Source organism: Serratia proteamaculans (genome assembly GCF_008830365.1).
Lineage (GTDB): Bacteria > Pseudomonadota > Gammaproteobacteria > Enterobacterales > Enterobacteriaceae > Serratia > Serratia proteamaculans.
Map to the genome: position 1 here is coordinate 283,259 of NZ_WBKI01000001.1, position 25,995 is coordinate 309,253.

The window sequence follows — 25,995 nt, forward strand, 5'->3', positions numbered from 1 at the left end:
GAGGGTGGGTTATGTACTACGGTTTCGATATGGGCGGCACCAAGATTGAGCTGGGCGTATTCGACGCAGACCTGCAGCGCATTTGGCAAAAAAGAGTGCCGACGCCGCGTGATGATTACCAGCAACTGCTGACGACGCTGCGCGATCTGACCTTTGAAGCGGATGCGTTCTGCGGTCAACAGGGCATGGTGGGCATCGGCATTCCGGGGCTGCCTAACGATGATGACGGCACTGTGTTCACCGCCAACGTGCCGGCGGCTATGGGGCAGCGGTTGCCGCATGACCTGGCTGAACTGATTGGTCGCGAAGTGCGCATTGATAATGACGCCAACTGTTTTGCGCTGTCGGAAGCCTGGGATGAGGAGTTCCGTCACTATCCGACGGTGTTGGGCATCATTCTCGGCACCGGGGTTGGCGGCGGGTTAATCGTCGATGGCAAGGTGGTTTCCGGGCGTAACTATATCGCCGGTGAATTTGGCCATTTCCGCCTGCCGGTGGATGCGCTTGAAGTGCTGGGGCGTGATATACCTCGCGTTCCTTGTGGCTGTGGTCATCAAGGTTGCATCGAAAATTACATTTCCGGCCGCGGTTTTGAGTGGATGTACGCTCACTTTTACCAGCAGCACTTGCCTGCGCAGCAGATTATTGCGCATTATCAGTCGGGTGAGCCGCAGGCCGTGGCTCACGTCGAACGTTTTATGGACGTGCTGGCGATTTGCCTGGGTAATCTGCTGACCATCATCGATCCTCATCTGGTGGTGATTGGCGGTGGGTTGTCGAACTTTGAGGCTATCTACCAGGCGTTGCCACAGCGTTTACCGGCGCATCTGTTGCGCGTGGCCAAGTTGCCGCGGATTGAAAAAGCGCGCTACGGAGACGCTGGTGGGGTACGCGGGGCCGCGTTCCTCAATTTGGTCAACAGGGAAAAGTAAGGAGAGAGTTAATGCACACTCGTCATCGGCTGTGTCAGTTTCGCAAGAGTAAGCATGTGCTGCATCAGCGCTTTCGTTCGCGGATTTTTCATCGCGACACCATGGCGGCGGCCGAGCTGAAAAAGCCGTTTGTCGTGGTGTTGACCGGGGCCGGCATCTCGGCTGAGTCGGGCATCCGTACTTTCCGCGCCGCAGATGGGTTGTGGGAAGATCACCGGGTGGAAGACGTTGCTACGCCGGAAGGCTACCAGCGTGACCCGCAACGGGTTCAGGCGTTTTACAATGAGCGCCGCCGCCAGTTGCAGTCGCCGGACATTGCGCCTAACGCTGCACACCGTGCCTTGGCGGATCTTGAAGCCTGGCTGGGCGATAATTTCCTGCTGGTGACGCAGAATATCGATAACCTGCACGAACGTGCCGGGAGTTCGCGGGTGCTGCATATGCATGGCGAACTGCTGAAAGTGCGTTGCACCAGCTCGGGGCAGGTATTTGACTGGCCGGAGGATCTCAGCGTCGACGATCGCTGTCATTGCTGCCAATTCCCGGCACCGCTACGGCCGCATATCGTGTGGTTCGGCGAAATGCCGCTGGGCATGGACGAAATTTATCAGGCGCTGGCCAAGGCCGACTTTTTTGTCGCCATTGGCACCTCGGGACATGTTTATCCGGCCGCCGGTTTCGTACATGAAGCGCGGCTGGGTGGGGCGCATACCATGGAGCTGAATCTGGAGCCCAGCCAGGTCGAGAGCCAGTTCGATGAAAAACACTATGGCCAGGCCAGTGCCGTGGTACCGCGATTTGTGCACAAATTCCTGGTAGGGAAAGTCGCAAGAGCCGATCAGCCATGAGTGCGGCTCCGGGGGGCAAGCCTCTGCTCCCTGGGGTTATGCCTGGCGCTCCGCGAACTGTCCATCCAGAAAATACCCACCTTCTTTCGTCATAATAGCGCCACGGGGTGACGGTGAATTTCAAACAGGTATTCAGCCAGGCGGATCTGAGCAAAACGGATCTGGCTATTCTCAACTGCATTCTGGATAACCCTGACGCCTGCATCGACGAAGGCATCCGGGCTGTGTCTGCTCGTTGCTACAGCTCGCCGTCGACGCTGGTGCGGCTGGCCAAGAAGTTGGGCTTTCGCGGTTATCTGGAGCTGGTGTATTTTATCAAATTCAACCTGGCAATGGCGCCCGCCTATCTGGCTGAAAGGCCGGCACTTGCAGCGTTCAGCCTGCAGCAACAGGCGCAGTTTCTTGACTTGCTCGACGGCGGCAAAATTCTGATCCACGGCAGCGGTTTCTCGCAGCTGGTGGCGCAGTACATGTACAACAAGTTTATGACCCTGGGCATCGACAGTTATCTGTCGCTGTGGCCGGATTTCGATATTCTCGATCGGGAGACGCGTTTTCGTTTCAATATGGTGATCGTGATTTCAAAGTCGGGCAACAGCAGCTCGGCGCTGAGTTGGAGCGAGGCGGTGAAACGCAACAATATCCAGTTGGCGGCGTTTTGCGGCGACGGTGACAGCCCGCTGGCCCAGCAGGCTGACATGAGCTTTATTTATGAAGATCGGCAGAAGTATGACCATGATATCTATTATCCCAATCCGTTCTTCGGCCACTGCTTGCTGGGATTTGAAAACCTGATCAAGGCCTGGTTCGAACGGCGCAGCCGCTGAAGGCCGCGCCGCAGGGATTAATGCCAATGTTCAGCGTATTGCTGATGGGCCTGCAAGTACTCTTCCACCAGCGTTTTTGCCAGCGAGTAGGAATTCACCAGCGGGTGCACCATCAACGCCTTGATGGCCTTTTTGCGGTTACCTTCCAGAATAGCTTCTACTGCCAGCCGTTCGTATTCTTTTACCCGAGCGATCAGGTTTTTTTGCGTGTCGGGAATATCGCGCATTTTCACCGGGTGAATACCGGCACTGCTTAGCTCGCAGCTGATTTCAATCACGTCTTCAGGATGCAGGAAGTCCAGCGTATCGTTGTTCTGCATTGATACCACCACGCGTTTTTGCTGGCCACTGTTCACCGCCTCCAGAATATCGATCGCCACGCCGGCGTAGCCACCACTGTCAGGTTGTTCGATAAACTGCTGTAGCGTCAGCATTTCTCGCTCTTTCACCTTGCCCTGGCTCGACTCGCGCTGCATATACGAGTTTTCACGCGTCAGATAATGGCTGAAGTAGAGACTGAAGGCCTGATCCAGCTGGTTCGGGATGTCCAGCTCGGCCAAGTCTGCCAGCATCTGCCGGTTGATCTGCGCAATTTGCTCGCCGCGGGTTTCGCCGGCGCTGACGATAGCGGCGATCGCTTGTTCACGGTAGTAGTAGTAATACAGATACTCGTTGAGCATCAGGTTGTCGGAGAGTTCGACCAGCTCTGGTGAGAAGTACTTCATACAGGTGTCGCGATACAGGCGTGGATCCGCCAGCAGCCGTTCAGTCACCGGTACGCCGTTGACCCGCGCATTGCGGAACCAGGACAAGTGATTCAACCCGAAGCAGTCAATGCTCAATTCGCTCTCGCGGCAGCCCAACAGCTCGGCCAGTTCGCGGATAAATTCGCTGGGCGCATCACAGATGCCGTACACCTGGCGTTTAAAGCCGGATTTGATGATCGCTTCGGTCACCATGCCGGAAGGATTGGTGAAGTTGAACAACACCGCGTTGGGAGACGACAGCTGTTCGATCAGTCGACAGTAGTCGATAATGGCCGGTATTGAGCGCATTGCCATGGCGAAGCCGCCTGCGCCGGTGGTTTCCTGCCCCAGAACCTGATGGTCGAGCGCGATACGTTCATCATAAATGCGACCCTCCTCACCGCCGATGCGCAGGGTGGTGATGATATAGTCCGCGCCGCTCAGCGCCTGCTGTGGATCGCTGGTCAGGCTGAAGGTGATATCACCGCGGATGCGCTGGAATACCCCTTGAGCGATGGCACCGTAAATAGCCAGTTTATGTTGATCGGTATCCATAAACACCACTTCGGTGACACCGATGCGGTGCGCGTTGTAGGCGATGGATTTGGCCAGGAACGGCGAGCGTACACCGCCGCCACCCAGAACGGTTAATTTCATTCGATATCTCCCAAATTAATAAGTGTCAGAGTGCTGCTAAATATTTTTCGACCTGATTTTTGACCTTGCCAACGGTGACGCCATAAATAACCTGCACCTCGCGTCTGTTTTTCACCACGCCTTTGGCTCCAGTGCTCTTTAATGCCGGTTCATCCACCAATTGCATATCTTTTAATTCGACCCTGAGCCGGGTGAAGCAATTGTCGACGGAAACAATATTGTCTTTGCCACCCAGTGCGCGAATAATAATTCCGCTCAATTCACTCGGTTGATTCTTGCTGTTCTGGTACTCCTGCTTGGAATAAAGTTTGACCTCATTGTCATCCTCGCGGCCTGGCGTTTTTAAATTGAGTTTCAGTACCAGCGTTTTGAAGACCAGGTAATAGACTGCAAACTGGACCAGACCAATGACTACGTACAGCGGCCAGCGGGTGAGGGACACCGGTAGCGGCAGGTTATACACCAGGAACTCAATCAGGCCGCTGGCGCCCCAGGGACGTACCTCGAACAGATTGCAGGCGACCTGCGACAGTGCGGTCAGTACCGCGTGGATCACCCACAGCAGTGGCGAGATAAACAGGAAGGTAAACTCGATGGGTTCGGTGATGCCAACCAGAATCGAGGTGGTGATGGCTGGGATCAGGATCGCCTTGGCCAGCATTTTCTTTTCCGGTTTGGCGGTGTGATAAAAAGCCAGAGCCGCCCCGGACAGGCCGAAGATGGTCACCATGCCCTGTTGCGAGAAGCGCAGGGCTTCATTCATCAGCGGCGAGATAGTGGGGTCACGCATATAGGCCAGGAAAATGGCCTGCGAGCCGGAGACGGTGTGGCCATCCTGCACGATCGAGCCGCCAATGCTGGTGAGCTGGAACGGGGACCAGATAAAGTGATGTAGCCCGGTGGGAATGAGGAATTTCTCGAAGAAGCCGTAAACGAACACCCCGAGCGAACCGGAGCTTTTCATAAAGCCGGTCAGCGAAATCAGGCCGTGCGAGATGGCCGGCCACAGGTAGCTGAAGGCGATGGCGTACAGCACAATCACCGGTGTCATGGCAATCAGCACCAGTTTGGAGCCGCCATAAACCGATAACACGCCATTCAGTTCGATGTTGCACAGGCGGTTATGCACCCAGGCAATGGTGATGCCGAGGATCAGGCCGAGAAATATGCCCATATCCACCACGGTGAATCCCAGCAGTTCAGTCTGTCCGGTGCCGTAGAATTCGCCGTTAATTTTTTGCGCCACGTGGCCGCTCAGCTGTAAATAAGAGGAGTTGGCACCGAGAAACATAATAAAACACATCACCGCCACCAATGCGGCTTCGCTCTTTTTATCTTTGGCCAGTCCATAGGTAATACCGATGCAGAATATCAGCCCCAGATTGCCAAATAGTGGCCAGAAGGTATCGCCGATCATTTTCCCAACATGAAAAACATTGGAGTTTTCATTAACCAACGTGGCGTTAGTGAGAATAGAACTTAATGCCAGGATCAGGCCAATCACCGGCAGGAAAAATATCGGCCCCATCATGGCTTTGGAAAATAGCTGCAGCTTGCTTAAGATATTATCAATAATACCTTTCATGGCAGTTCCTTTTTTATATTTTAATGGATAACGACGTTTATGATAAAGCTCCCTGGATAACAAAAGAGAAAAGGCAAACTTTGCCTTGGTTCAGTTATAGGAGGAAAGATCCGGCGATGCAATTAACCTGCGGAATTAGGTACCGGTGGTCAGCGGCTGACAACAGGTACCAGTCGTGAAGCGGGTCACACAAAAGCGCAACCTGCTGCAGTTTGTGGGGCTGACTTCGGGAGTGACAGCTTAATCAACTCGAGCAATCATCACGGGGTTTAATGATTTTCGTTAAATCTGGCTAAAAATGACCTGTCGCAATATTTGATCCGGATCGGTTCCGCATAATGAAACGCGATATTCTGAGGGCGGATACCATGGATAAACTACTAGATCGTTTTTTTAACTACGTCTCATTCGACACGCAATCCAAAGCGAACGTCAAACATGTGCCGAGCACCGACGGGCAAATGAAGCTGGCGCGTGCATTGCAACAAGAAATGATTGAATTGGGGTTTGATCGGGTGTCGCTCAGCGAGCATGGCTGCGTGATGGGGACTTTGCCGGGCAACGTTGCCTGGTCTGTCCCGGCCATTGGGTTTATTGCCCACCTGGATACTTCACCGGATTTTACCGGTAAACACGTTAACCCGCAGATCGTCGAAAACTACCGTGGCGGAGATATCGCTCTGGGTATTGGTGATGAAGTGTTGTCACCCGTGATGTTCCCGATCCTGCACCAGATGCTGGGGCAGACGCTGATCACCACCGACGGCAAAACGTTGCTCGGTGCCGACGACAAAGCGGGTATTGCCGAAATTCTGACCGCGATGGTGCGGCTACAACAGAGCAAGATCCCCCACGGTGATATCCGCGTGGCCTTTACGCCGGATGAGGAAGTGGGCAAGGGCGCACGTTTTTTTGATGTTGCAGAGTTCAACGCCGAGTGGGCTTATACCGTGGACGGTGGCGGTGTCGGCGAACTGGAGTGTGAAAACTTCAATGCGGCATCGGTAACGGTGAAAATTGTCGGCAATAACGTGCACCCCGGCAGCGCCAAAGGCGTGATGGTGAACGCTCTGTCACTGGCGACACGGATTCAACAGGCGTTACCTGCGGATGAAACCCCGGAAACCACTACCGGTTACCAGGGTTTCTATCATCTAAGCAGCCTCAAGGGCAGCGTTGAGCGTGCCGAAATGCACTATATTGTGCGGGATTTCGAGCGTGAGGGGTTTGAAGCACGTAAACGTCGGATGATTGAAGTCGCTCAGCAAATAGGTAAAGGCCTGCCGAGGGATTGCTATATCGAAGTGACGATCGAAGACAGTTATTACAATATGCGTGAACAGGTGGCGGAACATCCGCATGTGATTGCGCTGGCGCAGCAGGCGATGCGTGAATGTGATATTGAACCGATCATAAAGCCGATCCGCGGCGGTACCGACGGAGCTCAGTTGTCGTTCCGTGGCCTGCCGTGCCCGAATCTGTTTACCGGCGGTTATAACTATCACTGCAAGCATGAGTTTGTGTCGCTGGAGGGGATGGAGCAGGCAGTGGCTGTGATTATACGTATCGCCGCGCTAACGGCAGAACGTACCCAATAGCCTCGATGGCGATGATCATAATGGCTTGCCGTAACAATGATTTGCTCCTAGTGTGGAAGCTATTTTCAGCACAAGGAGCCGTATCATGAGCACTGAACACCGTATCGATCGCCAATGCCTTGAGCAGTTTGTACAGGCCATTTGGCGCCATGCCGGCAGTACGGATCGGGAGGCCGAATTAGTGGCTGAACATTTGGTTCAGGCCAATTTGGCCGGACACGATTCGCACGGCGTTGGCATGATCCCCAGCTATATGGCATCGCTGGCGCAGGGGCATTTGCAACTGAATGTTCATGCCGAGGTGGTGCGCGACGCCGGTGCGGTACTGACGATTGACGGTGGTCAGGGTTTTGGCCAGGTGGTCGCCAGCGAGGCGATGGACAAAGGTATCGAGCGCGCCCGCCAACTGGGCCTGGCGGCGGTGGCGTTGAATAACTCGCATCATATTGGCCGCATTGGTCACTGGGCTGAACAGTGCGCGCGTGCCGGTTTTATCTCCATCCATTTCGTCAACGTGGTGGGTGATCCGATGGTGGCGCCTTTCGGCGGCAGCGATCGTCGTTTTGGCACTAACCCCTTCTGCGTCATTTTCCCCCGTGCAGATAAAAAACCGCTGTTGCTGGATTTCGCCACCAGCGGCATCGCTTTTGGCAAAACTCGCGTGGCCTACAACAAAGGCTTGAAAGTCGCGCCGGGCTATCTGATTGACGGACATGGGCAACCGACCAATGAACCCAAAGTGATGCATCAATCGCCGTTTGGTTCGCTGCTGCCGTTCGGTGCGCATAAAGGCTACGCGCTGGCCACCCTGTGCGAAATTCTCGGCGGCGCGTTGTCCGGTGGACGCACTACCCATAGTGCTACACTGAAATCCGACAGCGACGCCATTTTCAACTGCATGACCACCATTATCCTCAATCCAGAGGCCTTCGCCGCGCCTGAGATGCAGAACGAGGCAGAGGCGTTTATCGACTGGGTGAAGGCTTCCCCTTCAAGCGATGGCCGGCCGATTGAGGTGCCGGGGGAGTGGGAGGAGACGAACCGCGAGGCGCGGTTGCAGCAGGGGATCCCGATAGATGCCAACACCTGGCAGCAGATTTGCGCGGCGGCGATACAAGCGGGCATGCCGGACGATGAGCTGGACGGTTACCAGAGCAGGGCGCTGCGGGCATAAAAAAAGCCACTCGCCTAAGCGGGTGGCCTGATTAGAATCTTGTCAGCTTCAGTCTTTAAAATACCAGTAGCCGTTGTTGATCAGTGCGGTCAACAGCGCCAGGAACGAAGGATCGTCCACCGCGTCACCCAATTGGGCGGCATTAACGCTGAAGTTCTGGCACATCGCATCGACAGCCTGCAGATGCTCGGTATCCATCAGTTCGCCGTTCACAAAGCACTGGTCACCGACGCGCAATACGCGCAGGCCGCCCAGACGTTGTAAGGGTTCACCCTGTTGCAGCAGTTCGTAGATTTCTCCGGCCTGATAAGGTGGCTCTGGCGGTGCAGCGTCCAGTTCGTGGCGGGTCTGAGAGATAAACTCGCCGAACCACTGTTGGAAGTGTTCCGGTTGCTGAACCAGATCCAGCATCATCTGGCGCAGAGCGTCGACTTCCTGTGGCAGCACTTGCGCCGGATGTTCGCGCAGCTGAATGTCTGGATCGCTATAGCGTTTGCTGCCCAGCTCGCGCGCCAGCACGTGGTCGGCAAAACCACTGATCAATTCACGGCCGTTGGGGGCGCGGAAGCCCACGGAGTAATTCAGTGCGTTTTCCAGCGCGTAACCTTCATGCGGGAAGCCCGGCGGAATATACAGAATATCGCCCGGCTCCATTTCTTCATCGATAATGGCATCGAAAGGTTCAACCTGCAGCAGGTCAGGATGCGGGCAAAGCTGCTTCATCGGCACTTTGTCGCCCACACGCCAGCGACGGCGGCCGGTGCCCTGAATGATAAAGACGTCGTACTGATCGAGGTGCGGGCCTACGCCGCCCCCCGGGACCGAGAACGAAATCATCAGATCGTCCATCCGCCAGTCCGGCAGTTGGCGGAACGGGCGCATCAGCGCGCTGGAAGGCTCATGCCAGTGATCCACTGCCTGCACCAGCAGCGACCAATTGTTCTCGCTCAGGTGGTCAAAGCTCTCAAAGGGACCGTGCGCAACCTGCCAGCGACCGTCCTGGTGGCTGACCAAACGGCTGTCCACTTCGTTTTCCATCGCCAGCCCAGCCAGCTCATCCGGGGAGATCGGATCGATAAAGTTTTTGAAGCCGCGCTTCAGAATCACCGGACGCTTTTGCCAATAACGTTGCAAAAAATCGTTCCAGTCCAGATCTAATTGATAATCCATGTTCTATTCCAGGATAGTGGAGTGAGCCTGAGAGCGATTATAACGGAAGTTTGGCCCCGTGGATCGGGGCCTTAACAACAGAATTTACTCGTTATGGTGGGAATCGTGCTGACGAGCGAAAGTGACCTGCATGCGGGCTCCGCCCAGTGGGCTGTCGCTGATGGTAATGGAGCCGTCGTACTGCTCAATAATCTCTGCCGCTACTGACAATCCCAGGCCCTGGCCCGGGCGCAATGTGTCTACCCGTTGACCGCGCTGGAAGATCAGCTCGCGCTTGCTTTCCGGAATGCCCGGACCGTCGTCGTCGATGACGATAGTGAGGTATTTATCGGAGTGCAGAGAAGTGATTTCAACGAATTCCAGGCAGTATTTACAGGCGTTTTCCAGCACATTGCCCATCACCTCCATAAAGTCGTTCTTTTCCCCCATAAAGGTCACTTCCGGCGAAATATCCAGGGTGATCACCACGCCCTTACGCTGATAGACCTTGTTCAGGGCCACATTCAGGCTGTCGAGCAGGGCCGGTACTGAATGGATCTCGCGTGTCAGTACCGTTTGTCCCGAATTGATGCTGGCGCGGTGCAGGTAGTAGCCGATTTGCTGGGAGATACGGCTGATCTGATCCAGCATGATCGGCTCGACCTCCTCGATGGTGGTTTGCTTGCCGGTACGCAGTGAGCGCAGGGTGGTTTGCAGCACGGCCAATGGCGTCTTCAGGCTGTGGGTCAGATCGGAAAGCGTGGTGCGATATTTGGTGTAGCGCTGGCGCTCGTTGCGCACCAGAATATTCAGATTGCGCACCAGTCCGCGTAACTCGCTGGGGGGATTTTCGTCAAGCTGTTCTCGTTCACCGTTCTCCAGTTCGCCGACCTGACTCACCAGTGCCTTGATTGGCCGCAAACTCCAGTAGGCTGCCAGCCACAGCAAGGGGACCACCAACAGCAGGTTAGCCAGCAACACATAGCTGAACCATTCCCACACCACGTCGGAGCGCTGTAGTTCCTGTGGAATGGTATCAACCACCACGATACTCAACGCGGGTAACCGTGGCGTCGCCGCGTAGGTGTTGACCGCCACCGAGTGGGTCAGCGCATTCTGGTCGTTGTCGTCATAGTCTTTGAGCTGATCCTGCGCCTTGGGGTTGTTACCCAGGACTTCGCTACTGATGCGGGTATCGGTGTCAATTTCGTAGAAACCGGACTCTTCCAGCCACTCTTTATTGATGCGCTTTTCCAGCTCCGGCACCTGGCGCTGGCTCCACAGCAACTTGCCCTTATCATCGTAAATAAACACCAGGGTAGGGAAGTTGAGATCGATATCGGGCGGAATGGCGATGGTGAGTTTGTTGTCTTTCCACTGGGCCAGACTGAAGAACAGATTGCTTTCGCCACGCAGCAGGCGGAAGGCGGTTTTGTCGAAACTGACGATATACCCCACGACCGCGACCAGACCATAGGACAGCGACAGCGCCAGGATCACCCCGGCGGTGGCCATCAAAAATCGGGCGCGTAGTGAAAACGGCTTTTTATCTTTGTTGAACATCATGTTCACTTCGCATCAAAACGATAGCCCTGGCCACGAACCGTGGTGATCACTTCCTGTGGGTATTCGGCCTGCAGCTTTTTACGCAAACGGCCCATCAGTACGTCAATGGTGTGGCTTTCGCGCAGTTCGGCATCCGGATATAGCTGCAGCATCAGCGAGTCTTTACTGACCACTTTGCCGGCGTTGCGGATTAAGGTTTCGATAATGGTGTATTCAAACGCCGTCAGTTTGATTTGCTGTTCGTTGACGCTCAGCTCGCGACGTGAAAGGTCGATCTGGAACGGCGGCAAGACGATCACCTGGGAAGCCAGGCCACTGTTACGACGCATCAGCGCCTGCATGCGAGCAATCACCTCTTCCAAATGAAACGGCTTGGTGACGTAGTCGTCGGCCCCGGCTTCCAGCACCGCCACTTTGTCCTGCCAGCTTTCGCGTGCGGTCAGCACGAGGATAGGCAATTTCATTTGGTGGGCACGCCAGCGGCGGATCAGGCTCAGGCCGTCTTCACCCGGCAGGCCGAGATCGACAATCGCGATGTCCGGCGCATGTTCCTGCAGGAAATAGTCGGCTTCCTTGGCATCTTCTGCTGCATCAACCTGGTGGCCCATTTCACGCATCTGTACGGAGAGGTGGTGGCGCAATAAACCGTTATCTTCAACAACCAGTACTCGCATGGCAGACTCCTGTAAATCGGCGGGTGAACATCCTGTCACCCACGCTGTAAAGGTAACACGCGCTTGGCGTGTGAGGGATAGCGTGCGACAACCTAGGCCATCTGATCGTTATATTGACGTTATGGTAGGTATAACCGGCTGTTACCGCAAGGGACGCAGAACCTTGGCAGGAAATAGCGCTATCGATTTTCGGTGCGTGGTCATTATCGGCAACATCAAATAAACGCTGGATAAACAATGAGGAGGCAAAGTTAAACCAAAATTAAACGAAAGAGGCTGCGAGGTGGGGAGAGGGGCCCCCGATTCCGGGCCCCTGAAGTATTTAAGGCTGGGTCGGTTTACTGACGCTGCTTTTGCGGATTTCCTGTACCTGTGCGGCGGTTACCGCCGGTGCATCATTGCCCCAACTGCTGCGCACAAAAGTGGCGAGTTGAGCAATCTGCTCGTCGTTCAGGCGCCAGCCAAAGTCCGGCATGGTCAGCCCGGTGGGCGCGCCGACGGTGACTGGCGTACGGGAGCCGTTGAGGATAATACCGATCAGCGAGGACGGATCATCACTTAACAGCGCCGGGTTGTGCGCCAACTGTGGGAAGGTGTCGCGATAGCCCTGGCCGTCACTGCGGTGACAGGCGGCGCAGTTATCCAGATAGGTTTGGGCACCCGGGCGGCTGACATCACCGTTTAACAGCATTTTGGCTGAGCTACCGTCCTGCGTCAGCGGCTTTTCCTTATTGGCGGCCGACAAGGATTGCAGATAAACGGCAATGGCACGCAAATCGGCATCGCTCAGGGACTGAGTACTGTCCTGTACTACGTCAACCATTGCACCGAAGGCGGCAAAACGGGGGGTATGGCCGGTTTTAAGGAAGCGGGTGATATCTTCCGTGCTCCATTTGCCCAGGCCACTTACCGCATCCGCGCGCAGGTTGGTGGCATGCCAGCCTTCCAGTGTGCCACCACTCAGATAGGCGTCGTCACTCTGGTTGAGCGCTTTTTCCTGGAAGCCAATACCGCGCGGCGTATGGCAGGAGCCGCAGTGGCCCAGCCCCTGGACCAAATAGGCACCGCGGTTCCAGTCGAGGCTTTGTGTGGTATCCGGCCGATAGGCGCCGTCTTCGCGAAACGCCAGATTCCACATGGCCAGCGGCCAGCGTATATTCAGCGGCCAGGGAATGTCACTGTCTTTATTGGGCTGAGCTACAGGCTTAACGTGCCGGGTAAAATACAGGTACAGGTCGCGAACGTCCCCATCACTGATTTTGGCGAACGAGGGATAGGGCATTGCCGGGTAGAGTCGGGTACCGTTGCGAGCGATACCTTTGCGCAAGGCGTCACTGAATTCCTGCAGACTGTATTCGCCGATGCCGGTTTGTTTATCCGGCGTGATGTTGGTGGAGTAGATAGCACCGACCGGGGTGGTCATTTTCAGACCACCGGCAAAGGGTACGCCGCTGGGGGCGGTATGACAGGCGGCACAGTCACCGGCGCGCGCCAGGTATTCCCCGTGTTGCAGCCGGGCCGCCAATTGTGGGTCGTCAGTTGCCTGTACCCTGGTAGCACCCAGCATCAACAGCGCCAGCAGCGAGGGGGTAAGTCCTTTCATGTGAAGCTCCTTATGCTATCAGGCCTGAACCAGAGGACCGGGGCTTTTCAGATACTGAGTGCGTATCGCCTCGGCCGAGTAGTAGGCCAGCGCGCCGACAATGCCGGTGGGGTTATAGGCCAGGTTCTGCGGAAAGGCGCAGGCACCGGTGACAAACACGTTTGGCACGTCCCAGCATTGCAGGTATTTATTCACCACGCTGGTGGCCGGGTTGTCGCCGGTAATAGCACCACCGGTGGTGTGGGTCGACTGGTAAGGCCGCACATCATAATGATCGCCGGCTTTCATCACCGATACCGACATCTGTTTGGGCTTCATGACGTTGGCGATATCCACCATCTTGCTGGTGATGTGCTGGGTCATTTTGATCTCATTGTCTTTCCAGTCAAACGTCATGCGCAGCAGTGGCAGGCCGTAGCCGTCCTTGTAGGTAGGATCCAGATCCAGATAGCAATCGCGGTAAGGCATCACCGAGCCTTCGGAGCCGAGGCTCATGCTGTGCAAATAGTTATCCTTGATGCCCTGTTTCCAGCCGCTGCCCCAACCGGGTGTGCCCGGCGGCAGCGTCATTTGCTGCAACGGTCGGCCCCCGGTGCGGGTAGCGGAGATGTAAGCCCCACCAATGAATCCCAAGCCGGTATGATCGAAGTTCTCCCCGTTCATATCGTCGATCACCATACCGGCCGCGCCAGCACCGATAAACGGATTGAAGTGGGTATCTTTATCGTAAAACAGCGAAATACCGCTGTTCATCTGGTAGGCGTAATTCTTGCCGACCACGCCTTCCCCGGTGACCGGGTTATAAGGTTTACCGATGCCGGACAGCAGTAACAGGCGGACGTTATGCAACTGGAAGGCGCTGAGGATCACCAGATCGGCCGGTTGCTCCACCTCTTGTCCCAGGACGTTGATATAGGTCACGCCGATGGCTTTCTTGCCGCTGCTGTCCAGATTCACTTTGATCACCTGCGACTGGGTGCGTAGCTCAAAGTTTTTACGTTGGGTCAGCACCGGCAGGATGGTGCTCTGTGGTGACGCTTTGGAATACATAAAGCAGCCGAAGCGTTCGCAGTAGCCGCAGTAGTTGCAGGGACCGAGCTGGACGCCATAGGAATTGGTGTAGGGGACGGAGCAGTTGGCGGCAGGCACGTTGAAGGGGTGATAACCCAGCGACTCGGCCGCGGTGCCAAACAGTGAACCGGAGTAAAGCGGCTTCAGCGACGGAGTGGGGTATTCGCTGTTGCGTGGTCCCTCGAACGGATTACCGCCCTTGATGATTTGCCCGCGCAGATTACCGGCTTTACCTGCCGTGCCGCAGACTTTTTCGAACTTGTCGAAGTAGGGTTCCAGCTCCTGATAGCTCAACGGATAGTCCTGCAGCGTCATACCTTCCGGGATCCACTTGGCTCCGTATTTTTCGGTGAGGGTGGTGTGCAGCTTCAGGTCGGACGGCAAAGCGCGCCAATGCATACCATTCCAGTGCACACCGGCACCGCCGACGCCGTTGCCCGGCAAAAAGGAACCCAGTTGACGGTAGGGCACGGCAAATTCTGCCGGGGTGTGACGTACCGTGACCGTCTCGTTGGCCATCGGCTGCATCAGTTTCATGCGAATGCCATAGGTCAGTTCATCGGCAATGCGTGGATAGGCGAAGTCCGGATAAGTATCACGCTGTTCACCACGCTCCAGTGCCAACACGCTAAGCCCACTTTCGGTTAACTCCATCCCCATGATGGCGCCGGTCCAGCCAAATCCAACGATGACCACGTCTACCGCTGGCTTCTTGATTGCGCTCATTTATGCATTCCTTTTGCTTGAGATACTGACCGGCCCGAGGGGATAAGGCTGATTGGGGCGATTAGCCCAGTCGGTGTAATCCGCACGTGCGCCGGGGAAACCGATCATTTTCCAAGACGCCAGCGTCTGGTTACCGCCATGCACCGGATCGGCCAGGTAGCCCTCTTTGGTGTTGGTGAGCAACTGGTCGAAAAACGCCTTGCCGGGCAGGTCTTCAGAATCCAGTTGGCCGTGCTCCAGCGCCGCCAGCAGTTGTTCCTGCTCGGCGTGATCGAGATCGGCAAACCCTTTTTGGAACTGTTGCTGGCAGTGTGCATTGACTTCGCGGATGCCGATTCGGTAGGTTTCGCGCGGCGTCAGCTTGGACTGATAGCCCAGTTGCGGCGGGGAAGGAACGAACGGCGGATGCATGTACCATAAGCCGCCGTGGCCGTAGGGGGCTTCCATTTGCCGATCGATAAACACCGGTACGCCCTGATCGACTGCACCTGGGCCATTATCGTCAGTGGGGATCAGTCGGTCGCAGGCCGCCAGCAGAAAACGCCATTCATCTGCGTTGAAATAGACCGGAACATAGTGCTCCGATACGCCGGCAGCGGGGGCAGCCTTGGCATCCAGTGCCAGAATGCTGCTGCCAGCGGCGGCCAGCGGGATCAACGCCAGGGTCTTTTTGAGAAAGTTACGCCGGGGCGGCGAAGAGTTGTGCTGTTGTGACATAATTCCACCTTGAACATGCTTCACAATAAATGCCCGCGTTGGCAATACCGGCCAACGCCGCTGCTATCCAGCAGCGGTAAACAGGCGGGGACGGGTAATAAACTAGACAACCACATTAGTAGCAAGCTACTGGTATGGTTGTATTAGTGTAGGGCTGGCGCTGTAAATCAAACAACGGATGATCTGTTTCAAAACATTTTGTTCACAACTAGATTGATTTAGATCAATTAAATAACATCTCCGTTACCGGTTTATTCTCCGGAGACACGGCGGACCTCTGATCCGGAGCAGCATGAAACACAGCAGTGACAGCCAACAGGGCGTTTCGACAGAGGCGATTCAGGCAAGCTTTAATCAGCATTTACGACAGGGGATGACGCGTAAGGCTGCGCTGCACCTGACGATCAAACAGCAGGTGACGGCGGGCGAGCTGTGCTATCAGGCAAAACTGCCGCCCAGCCGGGTTCTGGCGGCTCAACTGGCTATTTCTCGCGATACCGTCGAACTGACCTATGGCCAGTTGGAAGCGGAGGGCTATATTGCCCGTGTCGTTGGGCGCGGTAGCTTCGTCAGTTACCAGCAAGACACCCTGATCGGCCGTGAACTGCTGGCGGTCGACCATATGGGTCATGCCCTGTTGGTGGAGCGGGAACTGAGTGCACACGGCCGCTCCCTGCTGATTGCTGCCCATGCTCCACATACCCGCCGCAGCGGCTCATTGACCCCCTCAATGCCCGACCTGCGCTTGTTCCCTATCGATAGCTGGCTGCAATTGGAAAGGCAGGCGGTGCGCCAGGGAGCCGAACGCCTGCTGGGCTATGCCGATCCTCAGGGGCTGGTGGAGTTGAGAGAGGAAATTATCGAGTATCTGCGCCGGGAAAGGGGCGTTAAGGCCAGTGCTGAGCAGGTGATCGTGGTGACCAGTTCCCAGCAGGCGCTCTCGCTGTGTACCCAGGTGCTGTTTAATCCCGGTGACCGGGTGTTTGTTGAAGAGCCCGGTTATCAGGGCGCGAAAAAACTGGTTCAATCGGCGGGCTTAATCGCTCAGCCGATTGGAGTGGATCAATCGGGTATGGATATCGATACGTTGGTTCAGACCAAAGAGGGCGGGCGGGGCGTTTATATCACCCCTTCTCATCATTACCCTCTGGGATATTCACTCAGTATTGAAAGAAGACTGAAGTTATTAGCGTGGGCGCAACGTGAAAAGGCCTGGATTATTGAAGATGATTACGATTCCGAGTTCAATTATAACGGGTTGACCACTGCATCATTACAGGGGCTGGATCAGTACCAACGTACGTTATATATCGGTACTTTTAGTAAAAGTCTGTTCCCGGGGTTACGCATTGGCTTTCTTATTGTTCCGCCGCAATTAATTCCACCTATGGTGGCGGCTAAACAATTCCAGGATGGTTATACTTCGGCACTGCCACAGATGACGTTATTCAAATTTATCAATGACGATTTTTATGCCGAACATTTAAGAAATATGCGCAAGATATATCAGGCCCGACTGGAGATTTTACATACGGCGGTGCATCAGTATCTTGCCACCTGGACTCAACCGCGGTTGCCACAGGGGGGGCTGCAACTGGTTTGTCCATTGGCGGACGCGGCAACCGAACGGCAGTTGATCCTGGCTGCTGCTGCGCAGGGGATGAAGGTTTATGGATTGATTGATTTTTATACCCATCCGCCGGGCGAAGGTGCGTTGGTATTCGGATTTGCGGCCTATAATCCAGACGAAATTGTAAATTTTATCAAAAAGTTATCATCGATTTTCAGCACGCTTCCAGAATCGATCTGAGCAGGGTGATTTCGTTGAAATTGGTCTGCCCGCTGTTGTTGATTGGTCTGTATTCAGTAGGCATTGGCCGGTGTATCCTGCGGGTATTCCGTTATTTCTCCTCTGGAAATAACAGCTTAAAACCAGAGAGGCATTATGCTCCCAGTACACAATGAAGTCACAATTCGTAAATTACAAAACGCTGATAAACCTCAGTGGTTAGATCTTTGGCAAGGGTATCTTCATTTTTATCGCGCGGATATTAAGCCGCAGGTAACCGATCACACCTTTGGACGTTTATGTGAGGATCCGCAGGTTTATGGCCTGGTGGCAGAAGATAAAAACGGCAATTTGTTGGGATTAATGAACCTGATATTCCATCCTTCCACCTGGAGTTCGGTGGGTTATTGCTATATTGAAGATCTTTATGTTTCGCCGGCGGCGCGTGGCAAGAAGGTGTCCGAAAAATTATTTGAGCAGGCCTATCAGTTGGCGGACGAAAAAGGCAGCGATCGGGTTTATTGGACGACGCAGGAATATAATGCTCCGGCCCGTTCGTTGTATGACAAAATAGGTCGAAGAACTTCGTTTGTTGTTTATGAACGTTAACGACAGGTAGGGGAGGCTGTATGGTGATCAATCAATTCGGCCAGCCGGTCGGCGAGCCATTAGCCGATTGGCGGGTAGTGAAGCGCCCAACTGGCGAGACGCTCGACGGGCGATTTTGCCGCCTGAAACAGCTTGATGCGAAGCGGGATCATGCCGCGTTGTTCAGTGCTTTCCAGCAGGCGCCGGATGGCCGGGACTGGACCTATTTATCGATAGAACGGCCGGACAGCCCGGCGGCGATGTTGCAGCATCTGACCACCCTGCAGGCGAATGCCACGCTGGTGAACCTGACGGTGTTCGACCGTGCAAGCCAGGCTCCGGTCGGAACGGTGGCCTACATGCGCATCGATGAAGCTAACGGCGTGGCGGAGATTGGCCATGTCAGTTGGTCACCGGCGATGAAGCAGCGCTCGAGCGCCACCGAAGCGATTTATCTGATGCTGCGACACCTGTTTGAGGATTTGGGTTATCGCCGCTGTGAATGGAAGTGCGACAGCCATAACGCCCCCTCCAAACAGGCGGCGACGAGATTCGGTTTTAAGTATGAAGGCACTTTCAGATATGCGTTGGTCACCAAGGGCCGCAGCCGGGACACCGACTGGTTTGCTATAACAGCCGACCGTTGGCCGACCATCAGGGCCGGGTTTGAGCAGTGGCTGGATCCCGACAACTTCGACGCACAAGGGCAGCAGAAAAAACGGCTGCAGGAGTTGATGGGATAGAAGTCAAAGAGGCGGCCATGTGGCCGCCTCTTTGTTTTAGCAGTATAGCGATTACTTCAGTTCATCGACCATGGTCGCGGCGCGGCCAATGTAATTAGCCGGGGTCATGGCTTTCAGACGAGTTTTCTCCTCTTCCGGCAATGCCAGTCCATCGATAAACGCCTGCATACCGGCAGCATCCACGCGCTTGCCGCGGGTCAGCTCTTTCAGCTTCTCGTAGGGTTTTTCGATGCCGTAACGGCGCATCACGGTCTGGATCGGTTCGGCCAACACTTCCCAGTTGTGATCCAGTTCGTCCAGCAGGTGTGCCTGGTTCACTTCCAGCTTGCTGATACCTTTCATGGTCGCCTGGTAGGCGATCAATGCATAACCCAGGCCGACGCCCAGGTTACGCAGCACGGTGGAGTCGGTCAGGTCGCGCTGCCAGCGGGAAACCGGCAGTTTGCTGGCCAGGTGGCCCAGCACCGCGTTAGACAGGCCCAGATTGCCTTCGGAGTTTTCGAAATCGATCGGGTTAACCTTGTGCGGCATGGTGGAAGAACCGATTTCACCGGCGATGGTCTTCTGCTTGAAGTGATTCAGCGCGATGTAACCCCAAACGTCACGGTCGAAGTCGATCAGAATGGTGTTGAAACGCGCAACGCAGTCGAACAGTTCGGCGATATAGTCGTGCGGCTCGATCTGAGTGGTGTACGGGTTCCAGGTGATGCCCAGCGAAGTGACGAATTCTTCGCTGAAGATATGCCAGTCCACTTCAGGGTAAGCGACGATGTGGGCGTTATAGTTGCCGACCGCACCGTTGATTTTACCCATGATTTCCACACGTTCGAACTGACGGAACTGACGTTCCATCCGGTAGGCCACGTTGGCGAATTCCTTACCGACGGTGGACGGGGTGGCAGGCTGGCCGTGGGTACGGGACAGCAGCGGAATATCGCGGTATTCCAGCGCCAGGCCCTTGATCGAATCGATGATTTTACGCCAGTACGGCAGCACCACATCCTGACGTGCCGTTTGCAGCATCAGCGCGTGCGACAGGTTGTTGATGTCTTCGGAGGTACAGGCAAAGTGGATAAACTCGGACACCGCCTGCAGGGCAGGGACCGCTTCCACTTTTTCCTTCAGGAAATATTCAACCGCTTTCACGTCGTGGTTGGTGGTGCGTTCGATAGTCTTGATACGCTGCGCGTCTTCTTCGCTGAACTCTGCGACGATCTTGTCGAGGAAAGCGTTTGCGTCGGCGTCAAAAGCCGGAACTTCCTTGATTTCTGCGCAGGCGGCCAGTTTTTGCAGCCAACGTACTTCAACCTGCACACGGAATTTCAGCAGACCGTACTCGCTGAAAATGGTGCGCAGTGCGCTGACTTTATCACCGTAGCGTCCATCAACGGGTGAAACGGCGGTCAGTGAGGATAATTCCATCGGTAGCAACTCCTGGGATCTATTAACAATGAGCAACGATATTTTGCGCCTGTTTAAACAGACGATTACGGGAAAACATTAACTGCAGGCGGCTGCCGCCAACCTGTTGCCATAGCACGGCGGCACGGATGCCAGCCAGCAATGTGGCGCGAACTTTGGCCTGCACCTGCGGATTTTGCAGGATCGCCGGTGAACCGGTCACCTGGATGCGCGGCCCGAGCGGGCTGACCACGTCGACATAAATGCCGGCCAGCGCGCTGATAATAGTGTCTGATTCCAGATCAAAATGCGCCAGTTGACGCTCAAGCTGGCCGAGACGTTCGCCAAGCTGGTTCATCGCCTGCTTATTGGCATTGAGCTTACGCTCCAGCACCATCAGGCTGATGGTGTAGCGGGTCAGTTCGGCAGCCAGGCCTTTATTGTTGGCATTGAGGACGCCCATCAGCGTCTCAAGACCCATTTTCAGATTGCGTTCTTCACCGCCAAACACCGCCAGCGTGGAAGGGGGATCCATCTGCAGCAGGCTGCTCAGCGAGATATTCATGGCCTCGCGATCGCATTGGCCTTCGTGTGCCAACTGCTGAACCAGACGTGCGGTCTGGCTGATCCCGGCCATCGCCAGCGTAATGTCATAATAATTCTTCGCCACGATTACTCCTGTAAACGCTGTTCAATAATGCCGCCGCCGAGGCAGATTTCATCCTGATAGAACACGGCTGACTGGCCTGGGGTGACGGCGGCAACCGGCTCGTCGAAACGCACTTCGATGCGTTGTTCGTCAAGCGGGGTGACGGTGCAAGGAATATCCTGCTGGCGATAACGGGTTTTCACCGTACAGCGGAACGGCCTGCTCAGCGGCAGGCGATCAACCCAATGCAGTTGCTGCGCGATCAGCCCGACGGACATCAGACGCGGGTGCTCATGCCCCTGCGCGACCACCAGTACGTTGTTGGCGACGTCTTTGTCCACCACGTACCACGGATCTTCGCTGCTGTCTTTCATACCGCCGATGCCCAGCCCTTTGCGTTGCCCCAGAGTGTGGTACATCAGACCCTGATGTTCACCAACGGTCTGACCGTCGACGCTAACAATCGGGCCCGGCTGTGCAGGCAGGTAACGGCCGAGGAAGTCGCGGAATTTGCGCTCGCCGATAAAGCAGATGCCGGTGGAGTCTTTTTTCTTGGCGGTAACCAGCTCCAGCTGTTCGGCGATGCGGCGCACCTCCGGTTTTTCCAACTCACCGACCGGGAACAGGCTTTGTGCGACCTGCTCGTGGCTCAGGGTGTAGAGGAAGTAGCTCTGGTCTTTGTTGCCGTCGACTCCGCGCAGCAGACGGCTTTTGCCGTCCACGTCCTGGCGGCGCACGTAGTGGCCGGTGGCGATAAAGTCGGCCCCCAGATCTTCTGCGGCGAATTCCAGGAAGGCTTTGAATTTGATTTCTTTATTACACAGGATGTCCGGGTTCGGCGTGCGGCCGGCCTTGTACTCTTCAAGGAACAGCTCAAACACGTTGTCCCAGTACTCTGCCGCGAAATTCACCGTATGCAGTTCGATGCCGAGTTTGTCGCACACCGCCTGCGCATCGGCCAGATCGGTCGCTGCGGAGCAGTATTCTTCGTCATCGTCTTCTTCCCAGTTCTTCATAAACAGCCCAGCGACCTGATAGCCCTGTTGCTGTAACAGATAGGCAGTAACGGAAGAGTCGACGCCGCCGGACATACCGACGATTACTTTTTTCTGGCTGTTGTCTGACATGGGGATCTCGCGAACTTGAACACTAACCGTGCTGATAAAAAACAAGCGCAGGATTTTACCACGTTGGCCTCGTCGGCGCACGGCACTTATTCATCTCAAAATGGCCAGTTATAGCTGCTGACCAGTGATAGCGGATAGCGCTCCGGCTGCTGATAACAACGTAGGCTTTCCGCCACCAGTGCGGAACGCAGGTTGGGTGCCTGTAAAATCTCGTCGGCGCTCAACCACAGGCAGCGGTCGATATCGCTGTCGTGCGGCTCGGTCGGCAACGGTTGTTCCAGCTCAATCACAAAGCAAAAACGCAGGAACGGCGTGTTGTCCGGCGCGATCCACTGGTGCAGCTTGAGGAATGACTGCGGTGTGGCGCGGATGCCGGTTTCTTCCCACAGTTCGCGCTCGGCGGCCTGCACCAGGGTTTCGTCGGCCTCAAGATGACCGGCCGGCTGGTTCCAGAGCGCCTTATGGTTGATAGTCTCTTCGACAATCAAGAACTTGCCGGCGGCGTGAACCACGCAGGCAACGGTAACGTGTGGTTTAAACATGGCGACCCCTTACAACGGCGGCTTGGCGGGCTGATTACAGCGAATCAAGGTTTTTCCATTCACCGGGTTGCAGTTCTCCCAATGAAAGATTACCCATACTGTAGCGAATCAGCCGCAGGGTAGGAAAGCCGATATGTGCAGTCATGCGACGTACCTGACGGTTTCGCCCTTCGTACAGGGTGATTTTCAGCCAGGCTGTCGGGATTGATTTGCGTTCGCGGATCGGTGGATTGCGCGGCCACAGCCATTGTGGTTCGGCGACCAACTCCACGCCAGCCGGCAGGGTCGGGCCGTCTTTGAGCGTGACGCTGCTGCGCAAGGGAGCCAAATCGCTGTCCTGCGGTGCACCCTCGACCTGCACGTAATACACCTTACCGGTACGCTTGCCCGGTTGGGTGAGCTGTGCCTGCAGTTTGCCGTCATTGGTTAACACCAATAATCCTTCGCTATCGCGATCCAGGCGTCCGGCGGCATAAACATCGGCAAAAGGAATGAATTCTTTCAGCGTGGTGCGGCCAGCCTCATCGGTAAATTGGGGTAACACATCGAAGGGCTTGTTGAATAACACCACGCGACGCGGCCCTTGTGCTACAGCGGGTTTGGCGGCATCAGGCGGGCTGAATCGTTTAACTTTGTGATTTCTAACAGGGAATTTTTTCATAACAGTTGAGATTACGGATGATAGGCGCATTATAACCGAATCCGTTTCGGATTGGCGCGGACAGAAAATTCCAGTAGTATCTACACGCATCTTACAAAGCATTAACAAAAATTGCGCTTGAAGGAGAGGTTGATGGAAAGCAAAGTAGTTGTTCCGGCAGAAGGTAAAAAGATTACGGTCGATGCCCAGGGTAAACTGGTTGTTCCGAATAACCCGATCATTCCGTTTATCGAAGGCGACGGCATTGGCGTTGACGTTACCCCTGCTATGATTCACGTGGTTGATGCAGCAGTGAAAAAGGCCTACCACGGCGAACGTAAAATCTCCTGGATGGAAATCTACACCGGCGAAAAATCCACTCACGTTTACGGGAAAGACGTGTGGCTGCCGGAAGAAACCCTGGATCTGATCCGTGACTACCGCGTTGCCATCAAAGGCCCGCTGACTACCCCAGTCGGTGGCGGTATTCGCTCCCTGAACGTGGCCCTGCGCCAGCAACTGGACCTGTACGTGTGTCTGCGTCCGGTGCGTTACTACCAGGGCACCCCAAGCCCGGTTAAACACCCAGAGCTGACCGACATGGTGATCTTCCGCGAAAACGCCGAAGACATCTATGCAGGTATCGAATGGAAAGCCGGTTCTGCTGAAGCAGACAAAGTGATCAAGTTCCTGCGCGACGAAATGGGCGTGAAGAAAATCCGCTTCCCAGAGCAATGCGGTATCGGCGTGAAGCCATGCTCTGAAGAAGGGACCAAACGTCTGGTTCGTGCAGCGATCGAATACGCTATCACCAACGACCGCGACTCTGTGACCCTGGTTCACAAAGGCAACATCATGAAGTTCACCGAAGGTGCCTTCAAGGATTGGGGCTACGAACTGGCGCGCGAAGAGTTCGGCGGTGAGCTGATCGACGGCGGCCCATGGCTGAAAATCAAGAACCCGAACACCGGTAAAGAGATCGTGGTTAAAGACGTGATCGCCGACGCCTTCCTGCAGCAAATCCTGCTGCGTCCGGCTGAATACGACGTGATCGCCTGTATGAACCTGAACGGTGACTACATTTCCGACGCCCTGGCTGCACAGGTTGGTGGTATCGGTATCGCACCTGGCGCCAACATCGGTTCCGACTGCGCCCTGTTCGAAGCCACCCACGGCACTGCACCTAAGTATGCCGGTCAGGATAAAGTGAACCCAGGTTCCATCATCCTGTCTGCAGAAATGATGCTGCGTCACATGGGCTGGTTCGAAGCGGCTGACCTGATTGTTAAAGGCACTGAAGGCGCAATCGCTGCCAAGACCGTGACCTATGACTTCGAACGCCTGATGGAAGGCGCTAAGCTGCTGAAATGTTCAGAGTTTGGCGACGCTATCGTTAAACACATGTAAGTGTGTTTAAGCGTTTGAAATAAGAACGGGAGCTTATAGCTCCCGTTTTTTATTTCCAGTTTAAATCCCCACTCGACAGGGGATTTTTATTCAATCCGCTTTGGTGGCATCAGGGTGATTCTTGCCTTCCTCGATAAAATCTTCATCAATCTCATCCGTGGTTTCGGCACTGTCGCGGCCGGAAAGAATATTCCAGCAGGCGATGAACAGGGCGGCGATAAGCGGGCCGATGACGAAACCATTAATACCGTAAATCTCCATACCGCCCAGGGTTGAAATCAGGATCAGATAATCCGGCATCTTGGTGTCTTTACCCACCAGCAGTGGACGAAGAATGTTGTCGACCAAACCGATGATCACCACGAAGAAGCCCACCAGGAACAGGCCTTTCCACAACATACCGGTGGCGAAGAAATAGATGGCAGCGGGTACCCAGATAATGGCGGAGCCCACTGCGGGGATAATAGACAGGAACGCCATCAACGCGGCCCACAGCAGACTGCCTTCGATGCCGGTGAAGTAAAACGCCAGGCCGCCGAGCGCGCCTTGCACTACCGCCACCACGACCGTGCCTTTTACCGTCGCGCGGGAAACGGCCGCGAACTTCACAAACAGATGATGTTTAACATGTTCGGATAATGGCAGCGCCTGGAGCGTCAGATTAACCAGATAAGCGCCATCTTTCAGCAGGAAGAACAGCAGATAAAGCATCACGCCAAAGCCAACGGCAAAGTTGAACGTGCCTTTGCCGATCAGGAACACGCTACCGGCCAGGTATTGCCCACCCTGCAGTGCCACTTCCGAAAGTTTCTTTTGTATTTCAGCCGCGTTGTCGAGGTTGTGCTCTGTCAGGAAATGACGCGCCCAGTTGGGGAGTAACTGTAGGGTATCGGCCACAATGACCGGGAATTGGGTGTTATTACCCTGTAATTTGGTGTAGACCACGTTAAGCTCAATCGCCAATGAAGACGCAATAATCGCCAGGGGAGTAAATACGATCAGACAGATCACTACCAGCGTCAAAAAAGACACCAGGCCATTGCGGTCACCCAGATACTGCTTAAGTTTTTGTTTCACCGGGTGGAAAATTACCGCCAGGATGATGGCCCACAACACTGACGAGTAATAGGGACCCAGTACATCCAGAAAAGCCGCGGTCACTATAAAAAGGATCAGAATAAAGAATCCCTTTGAAATACCCTTAGACATCATACCCGTCCCTCTGATGATAGATTT

Annotated in this window: 23 protein-coding genes; 9 read left to right on the plus strand and 14 right to left on the minus strand. The window is 55.1% G+C overall.

Features of this window, described 5'->3' with window-relative positions; genetic code table 11:
* Positions 1-11: 11 nt before the first annotated feature.
* The 3 genes from nagK (at position 12) to F8R23_RS01405 (ending at position 2,607) form a co-directional block, all read left to right on the plus strand.
* The gene (nagK, locus tag F8R23_RS01395) at positions 12-932 is read left to right on the plus strand and encodes an N-acetylglucosamine kinase (protein WP_112348074.1); all 921 of its coding nucleotides are present in this window, start codon (positions 12-14) and stop codon (positions 930-932) included.
* A gap of 11 nt (positions 933-943) precedes the next feature.
* Positions 944-1,780: a Sir2 family NAD+-dependent deacetylase gene (gene cobB / locus F8R23_RS01400; protein WP_112348073.1), complete on the plus strand. Its 837-nt coding sequence runs from the start codon at positions 944-946 to the stop codon at positions 1,778-1,780.
* A 113-nt stretch (positions 1,781-1,893) separates the two neighbouring features.
* Positions 1,894-2,607, plus strand: coding sequence for a MurR/RpiR family transcriptional regulator (locus F8R23_RS01405; RefSeq protein ID WP_129934911.1), 714 nt, complete (start codon positions 1,894-1,896; stop codon positions 2,605-2,607).
* 17 nt (positions 2,608-2,624) lie between these two features.
* Here the strand turns inward: F8R23_RS01405 and F8R23_RS01410 are convergent, their stop codons facing one another.
* Together F8R23_RS01410 and F8R23_RS01415 are read right to left on the minus strand one after the other, a co-directional pair.
* The gene (locus F8R23_RS01410; protein ID WP_129934910.1) at positions 2,625-4,010 is read right to left on the minus strand and encodes a family 4 glycosyl hydrolase; all 1,386 of its coding nucleotides are present in this window, start codon (positions 4,008-4,010) and stop codon (positions 2,625-2,627) included.
* Positions 4,011-4,035: 25 nt separating this feature from the next.
* Positions 4,036-5,595, minus strand: a complete 1,560-nt coding sequence (locus F8R23_RS01415; protein WP_112348071.1) for a PTS transporter subunit EIIC — start codon at positions 5,593-5,595, stop codon at positions 4,036-4,038.
* A 368-nt stretch (positions 5,596-5,963) separates the two neighbouring features.
* Here F8R23_RS01415 and pepT point away from each other — a divergent pair, with 368 nt between their 5' ends.
* Complete coding sequence (gene pepT, locus F8R23_RS01420; RefSeq protein WP_129938748.1) at positions 5,964-7,193, plus strand: peptidase T; 1,230 nt, start codon at positions 5,964-5,966, stop codon at positions 7,191-7,193.
* Between the two features lie 85 nt (positions 7,194-7,278).
* A complete protein-coding gene (locus F8R23_RS01425) occupies positions 7,279-8,367 on the plus strand; it encodes a malate/lactate/ureidoglycolate dehydrogenase (protein WP_151415163.1) in 1,089 nt (362 codons plus the stop codon).
* A gap of 48 nt (positions 8,368-8,415) precedes the next feature.
* Here the strand turns inward: F8R23_RS01425 and F8R23_RS01430 are convergent, their stop codons facing one another.
* The 6 genes from F8R23_RS01430 to F8R23_RS01455 all read right to left on the minus strand — a co-directional run bounded on the left by F8R23_RS01430 (position 8,416) and on the right by F8R23_RS01455 (position 15,873).
* A complete protein-coding gene (locus F8R23_RS01430; RefSeq protein WP_099064841.1) occupies positions 8,416-9,537 on the minus strand; it encodes a ribosomal protein uL16 3-hydroxylase in 1,122 nt (373 codons plus the stop codon).
* An 84-nt stretch (positions 9,538-9,621) separates the two neighbouring features.
* Positions 9,622-11,079 (minus strand): two-component system sensor histidine kinase PhoQ, encoded by a 1,458-nt coding sequence (gene phoQ, locus F8R23_RS01435; protein WP_099064865.1) that lies wholly within the window; start codon positions 11,077-11,079, stop codon positions 9,622-9,624.
* Between the two features lie 5 nt (positions 11,080-11,084).
* Positions 11,085-11,756 (minus strand): two-component system response regulator PhoP, encoded by a 672-nt coding sequence (gene phoP / locus F8R23_RS01440; protein ID WP_020826469.1) that lies wholly within the window; start codon positions 11,754-11,756, stop codon positions 11,085-11,087.
* 322 nt (positions 11,757-12,078) lie between these two features.
* Positions 12,079-13,359 (minus strand): c-type cytochrome, encoded by a 1,281-nt coding sequence (locus F8R23_RS01445; RefSeq protein WP_129938746.1) that lies wholly within the window; start codon positions 13,357-13,359, stop codon positions 12,079-12,081.
* 18 nt (positions 13,360-13,377) lie between these two features.
* Complete coding sequence (locus tag F8R23_RS01450; RefSeq protein WP_151415164.1) at positions 13,378-15,156, minus strand: GMC family oxidoreductase; 1,779 nt, start codon at positions 15,154-15,156, stop codon at positions 13,378-13,380.
* Positions 15,157-15,873, minus strand: coding sequence for a gluconate 2-dehydrogenase subunit 3 family protein (locus tag F8R23_RS01455; RefSeq protein ID WP_151415165.1), 717 nt, complete (start codon positions 15,871-15,873; stop codon positions 15,157-15,159).
* Positions 15,874-16,165: 292 nt separating this feature from the next.
* Here F8R23_RS01455 and pdxR point away from each other — a divergent pair, with 292 nt between their 5' ends.
* The 3 genes from pdxR (at position 16,166) to F8R23_RS01470 (ending at position 18,993) form a co-directional block, all read left to right on the plus strand.
* Positions 16,166-17,683 carry a MocR-like pyridoxine biosynthesis transcription factor PdxR gene (pdxR, locus tag F8R23_RS01460; protein WP_151415166.1) on the plus strand — a complete coding sequence of 506 codons (1,518 nt, stop codon included), beginning with the start codon at positions 16,166-16,168 and terminating at the stop codon, positions 17,681-17,683.
* A 135-nt stretch (positions 17,684-17,818) separates the two neighbouring features.
* Positions 17,819-18,271 (plus strand): GNAT family N-acetyltransferase, encoded by a 453-nt coding sequence (locus F8R23_RS01465; RefSeq protein ID WP_112348370.1) that lies wholly within the window; start codon positions 17,819-17,821, stop codon positions 18,269-18,271.
* 20 nt (positions 18,272-18,291) lie between these two features.
* Positions 18,292-18,993: a GNAT family N-acetyltransferase gene (locus tag F8R23_RS01470; RefSeq protein ID WP_151415167.1), complete on the plus strand. Its 702-nt coding sequence runs from the start codon at positions 18,292-18,294 to the stop codon at positions 18,991-18,993.
* A 51-nt stretch (positions 18,994-19,044) separates the two neighbouring features.
* On the opposite strand, the gene purB is transcribed toward F8R23_RS01470, so the two are convergent.
* From purB to rluE, 5 genes are all read right to left on the minus strand, one after another.
* Positions 19,045-20,415 (minus strand): adenylosuccinate lyase, encoded by a 1,371-nt coding sequence (gene purB / locus F8R23_RS01475; protein WP_112348289.1) that lies wholly within the window; start codon positions 20,413-20,415, stop codon positions 19,045-19,047.
* A gap of 22 nt (positions 20,416-20,437) precedes the next feature.
* On the minus strand, positions 20,438-21,064 hold the full coding sequence (hflD, locus tag F8R23_RS01480) for a high frequency lysogenization protein HflD (protein WP_085116342.1): 627 nt from the start codon (positions 21,062-21,064) through the stop codon (positions 20,438-20,440).
* A 2-nt stretch (positions 21,065-21,066) separates the two neighbouring features.
* Positions 21,067-22,170: a tRNA 2-thiouridine(34) synthase MnmA gene (gene mnmA / locus F8R23_RS01485; RefSeq protein ID WP_151415168.1), complete on the minus strand. Its 1,104-nt coding sequence runs from the start codon at positions 22,168-22,170 to the stop codon at positions 21,067-21,069.
* Positions 22,171-22,265: 95 nt separating this feature from the next.
* On the minus strand, positions 22,266-22,712 hold the full coding sequence (locus F8R23_RS01490) for an NUDIX hydrolase (protein ID WP_099064848.1): 447 nt from the start codon (positions 22,710-22,712) through the stop codon (positions 22,266-22,268).
* 34 nt (positions 22,713-22,746) lie between these two features.
* Positions 22,747-23,373, minus strand: a complete 627-nt coding sequence (rluE, locus tag F8R23_RS01495) for a 23S rRNA pseudouridine(2457) synthase RluE (RefSeq protein ID WP_129938741.1) — start codon at positions 23,371-23,373, stop codon at positions 22,747-22,749.
* Positions 23,374-23,505: 132 nt separating this feature from the next.
* On the opposite strand from rluE, the gene icd reads away from it, so the two are divergent.
* Positions 23,506-24,759 carry an NADP-dependent isocitrate dehydrogenase gene (gene icd, locus F8R23_RS01500; RefSeq protein ID WP_099064850.1) on the plus strand — a complete coding sequence of 418 codons (1,254 nt, stop codon included), beginning with the start codon at positions 23,506-23,508 and terminating at the stop codon, positions 24,757-24,759.
* Between the two features lie 90 nt (positions 24,760-24,849).
* On the opposite strand, the gene F8R23_RS01505 is transcribed toward icd, so the two are convergent.
* Positions 24,850-25,971, minus strand: coding sequence for an AI-2E family transporter (locus F8R23_RS01505; RefSeq protein WP_129934903.1), 1,122 nt, complete (start codon positions 25,969-25,971; stop codon positions 24,850-24,852).
* Positions 25,972-25,995: the final 24 nt, after the last annotated feature.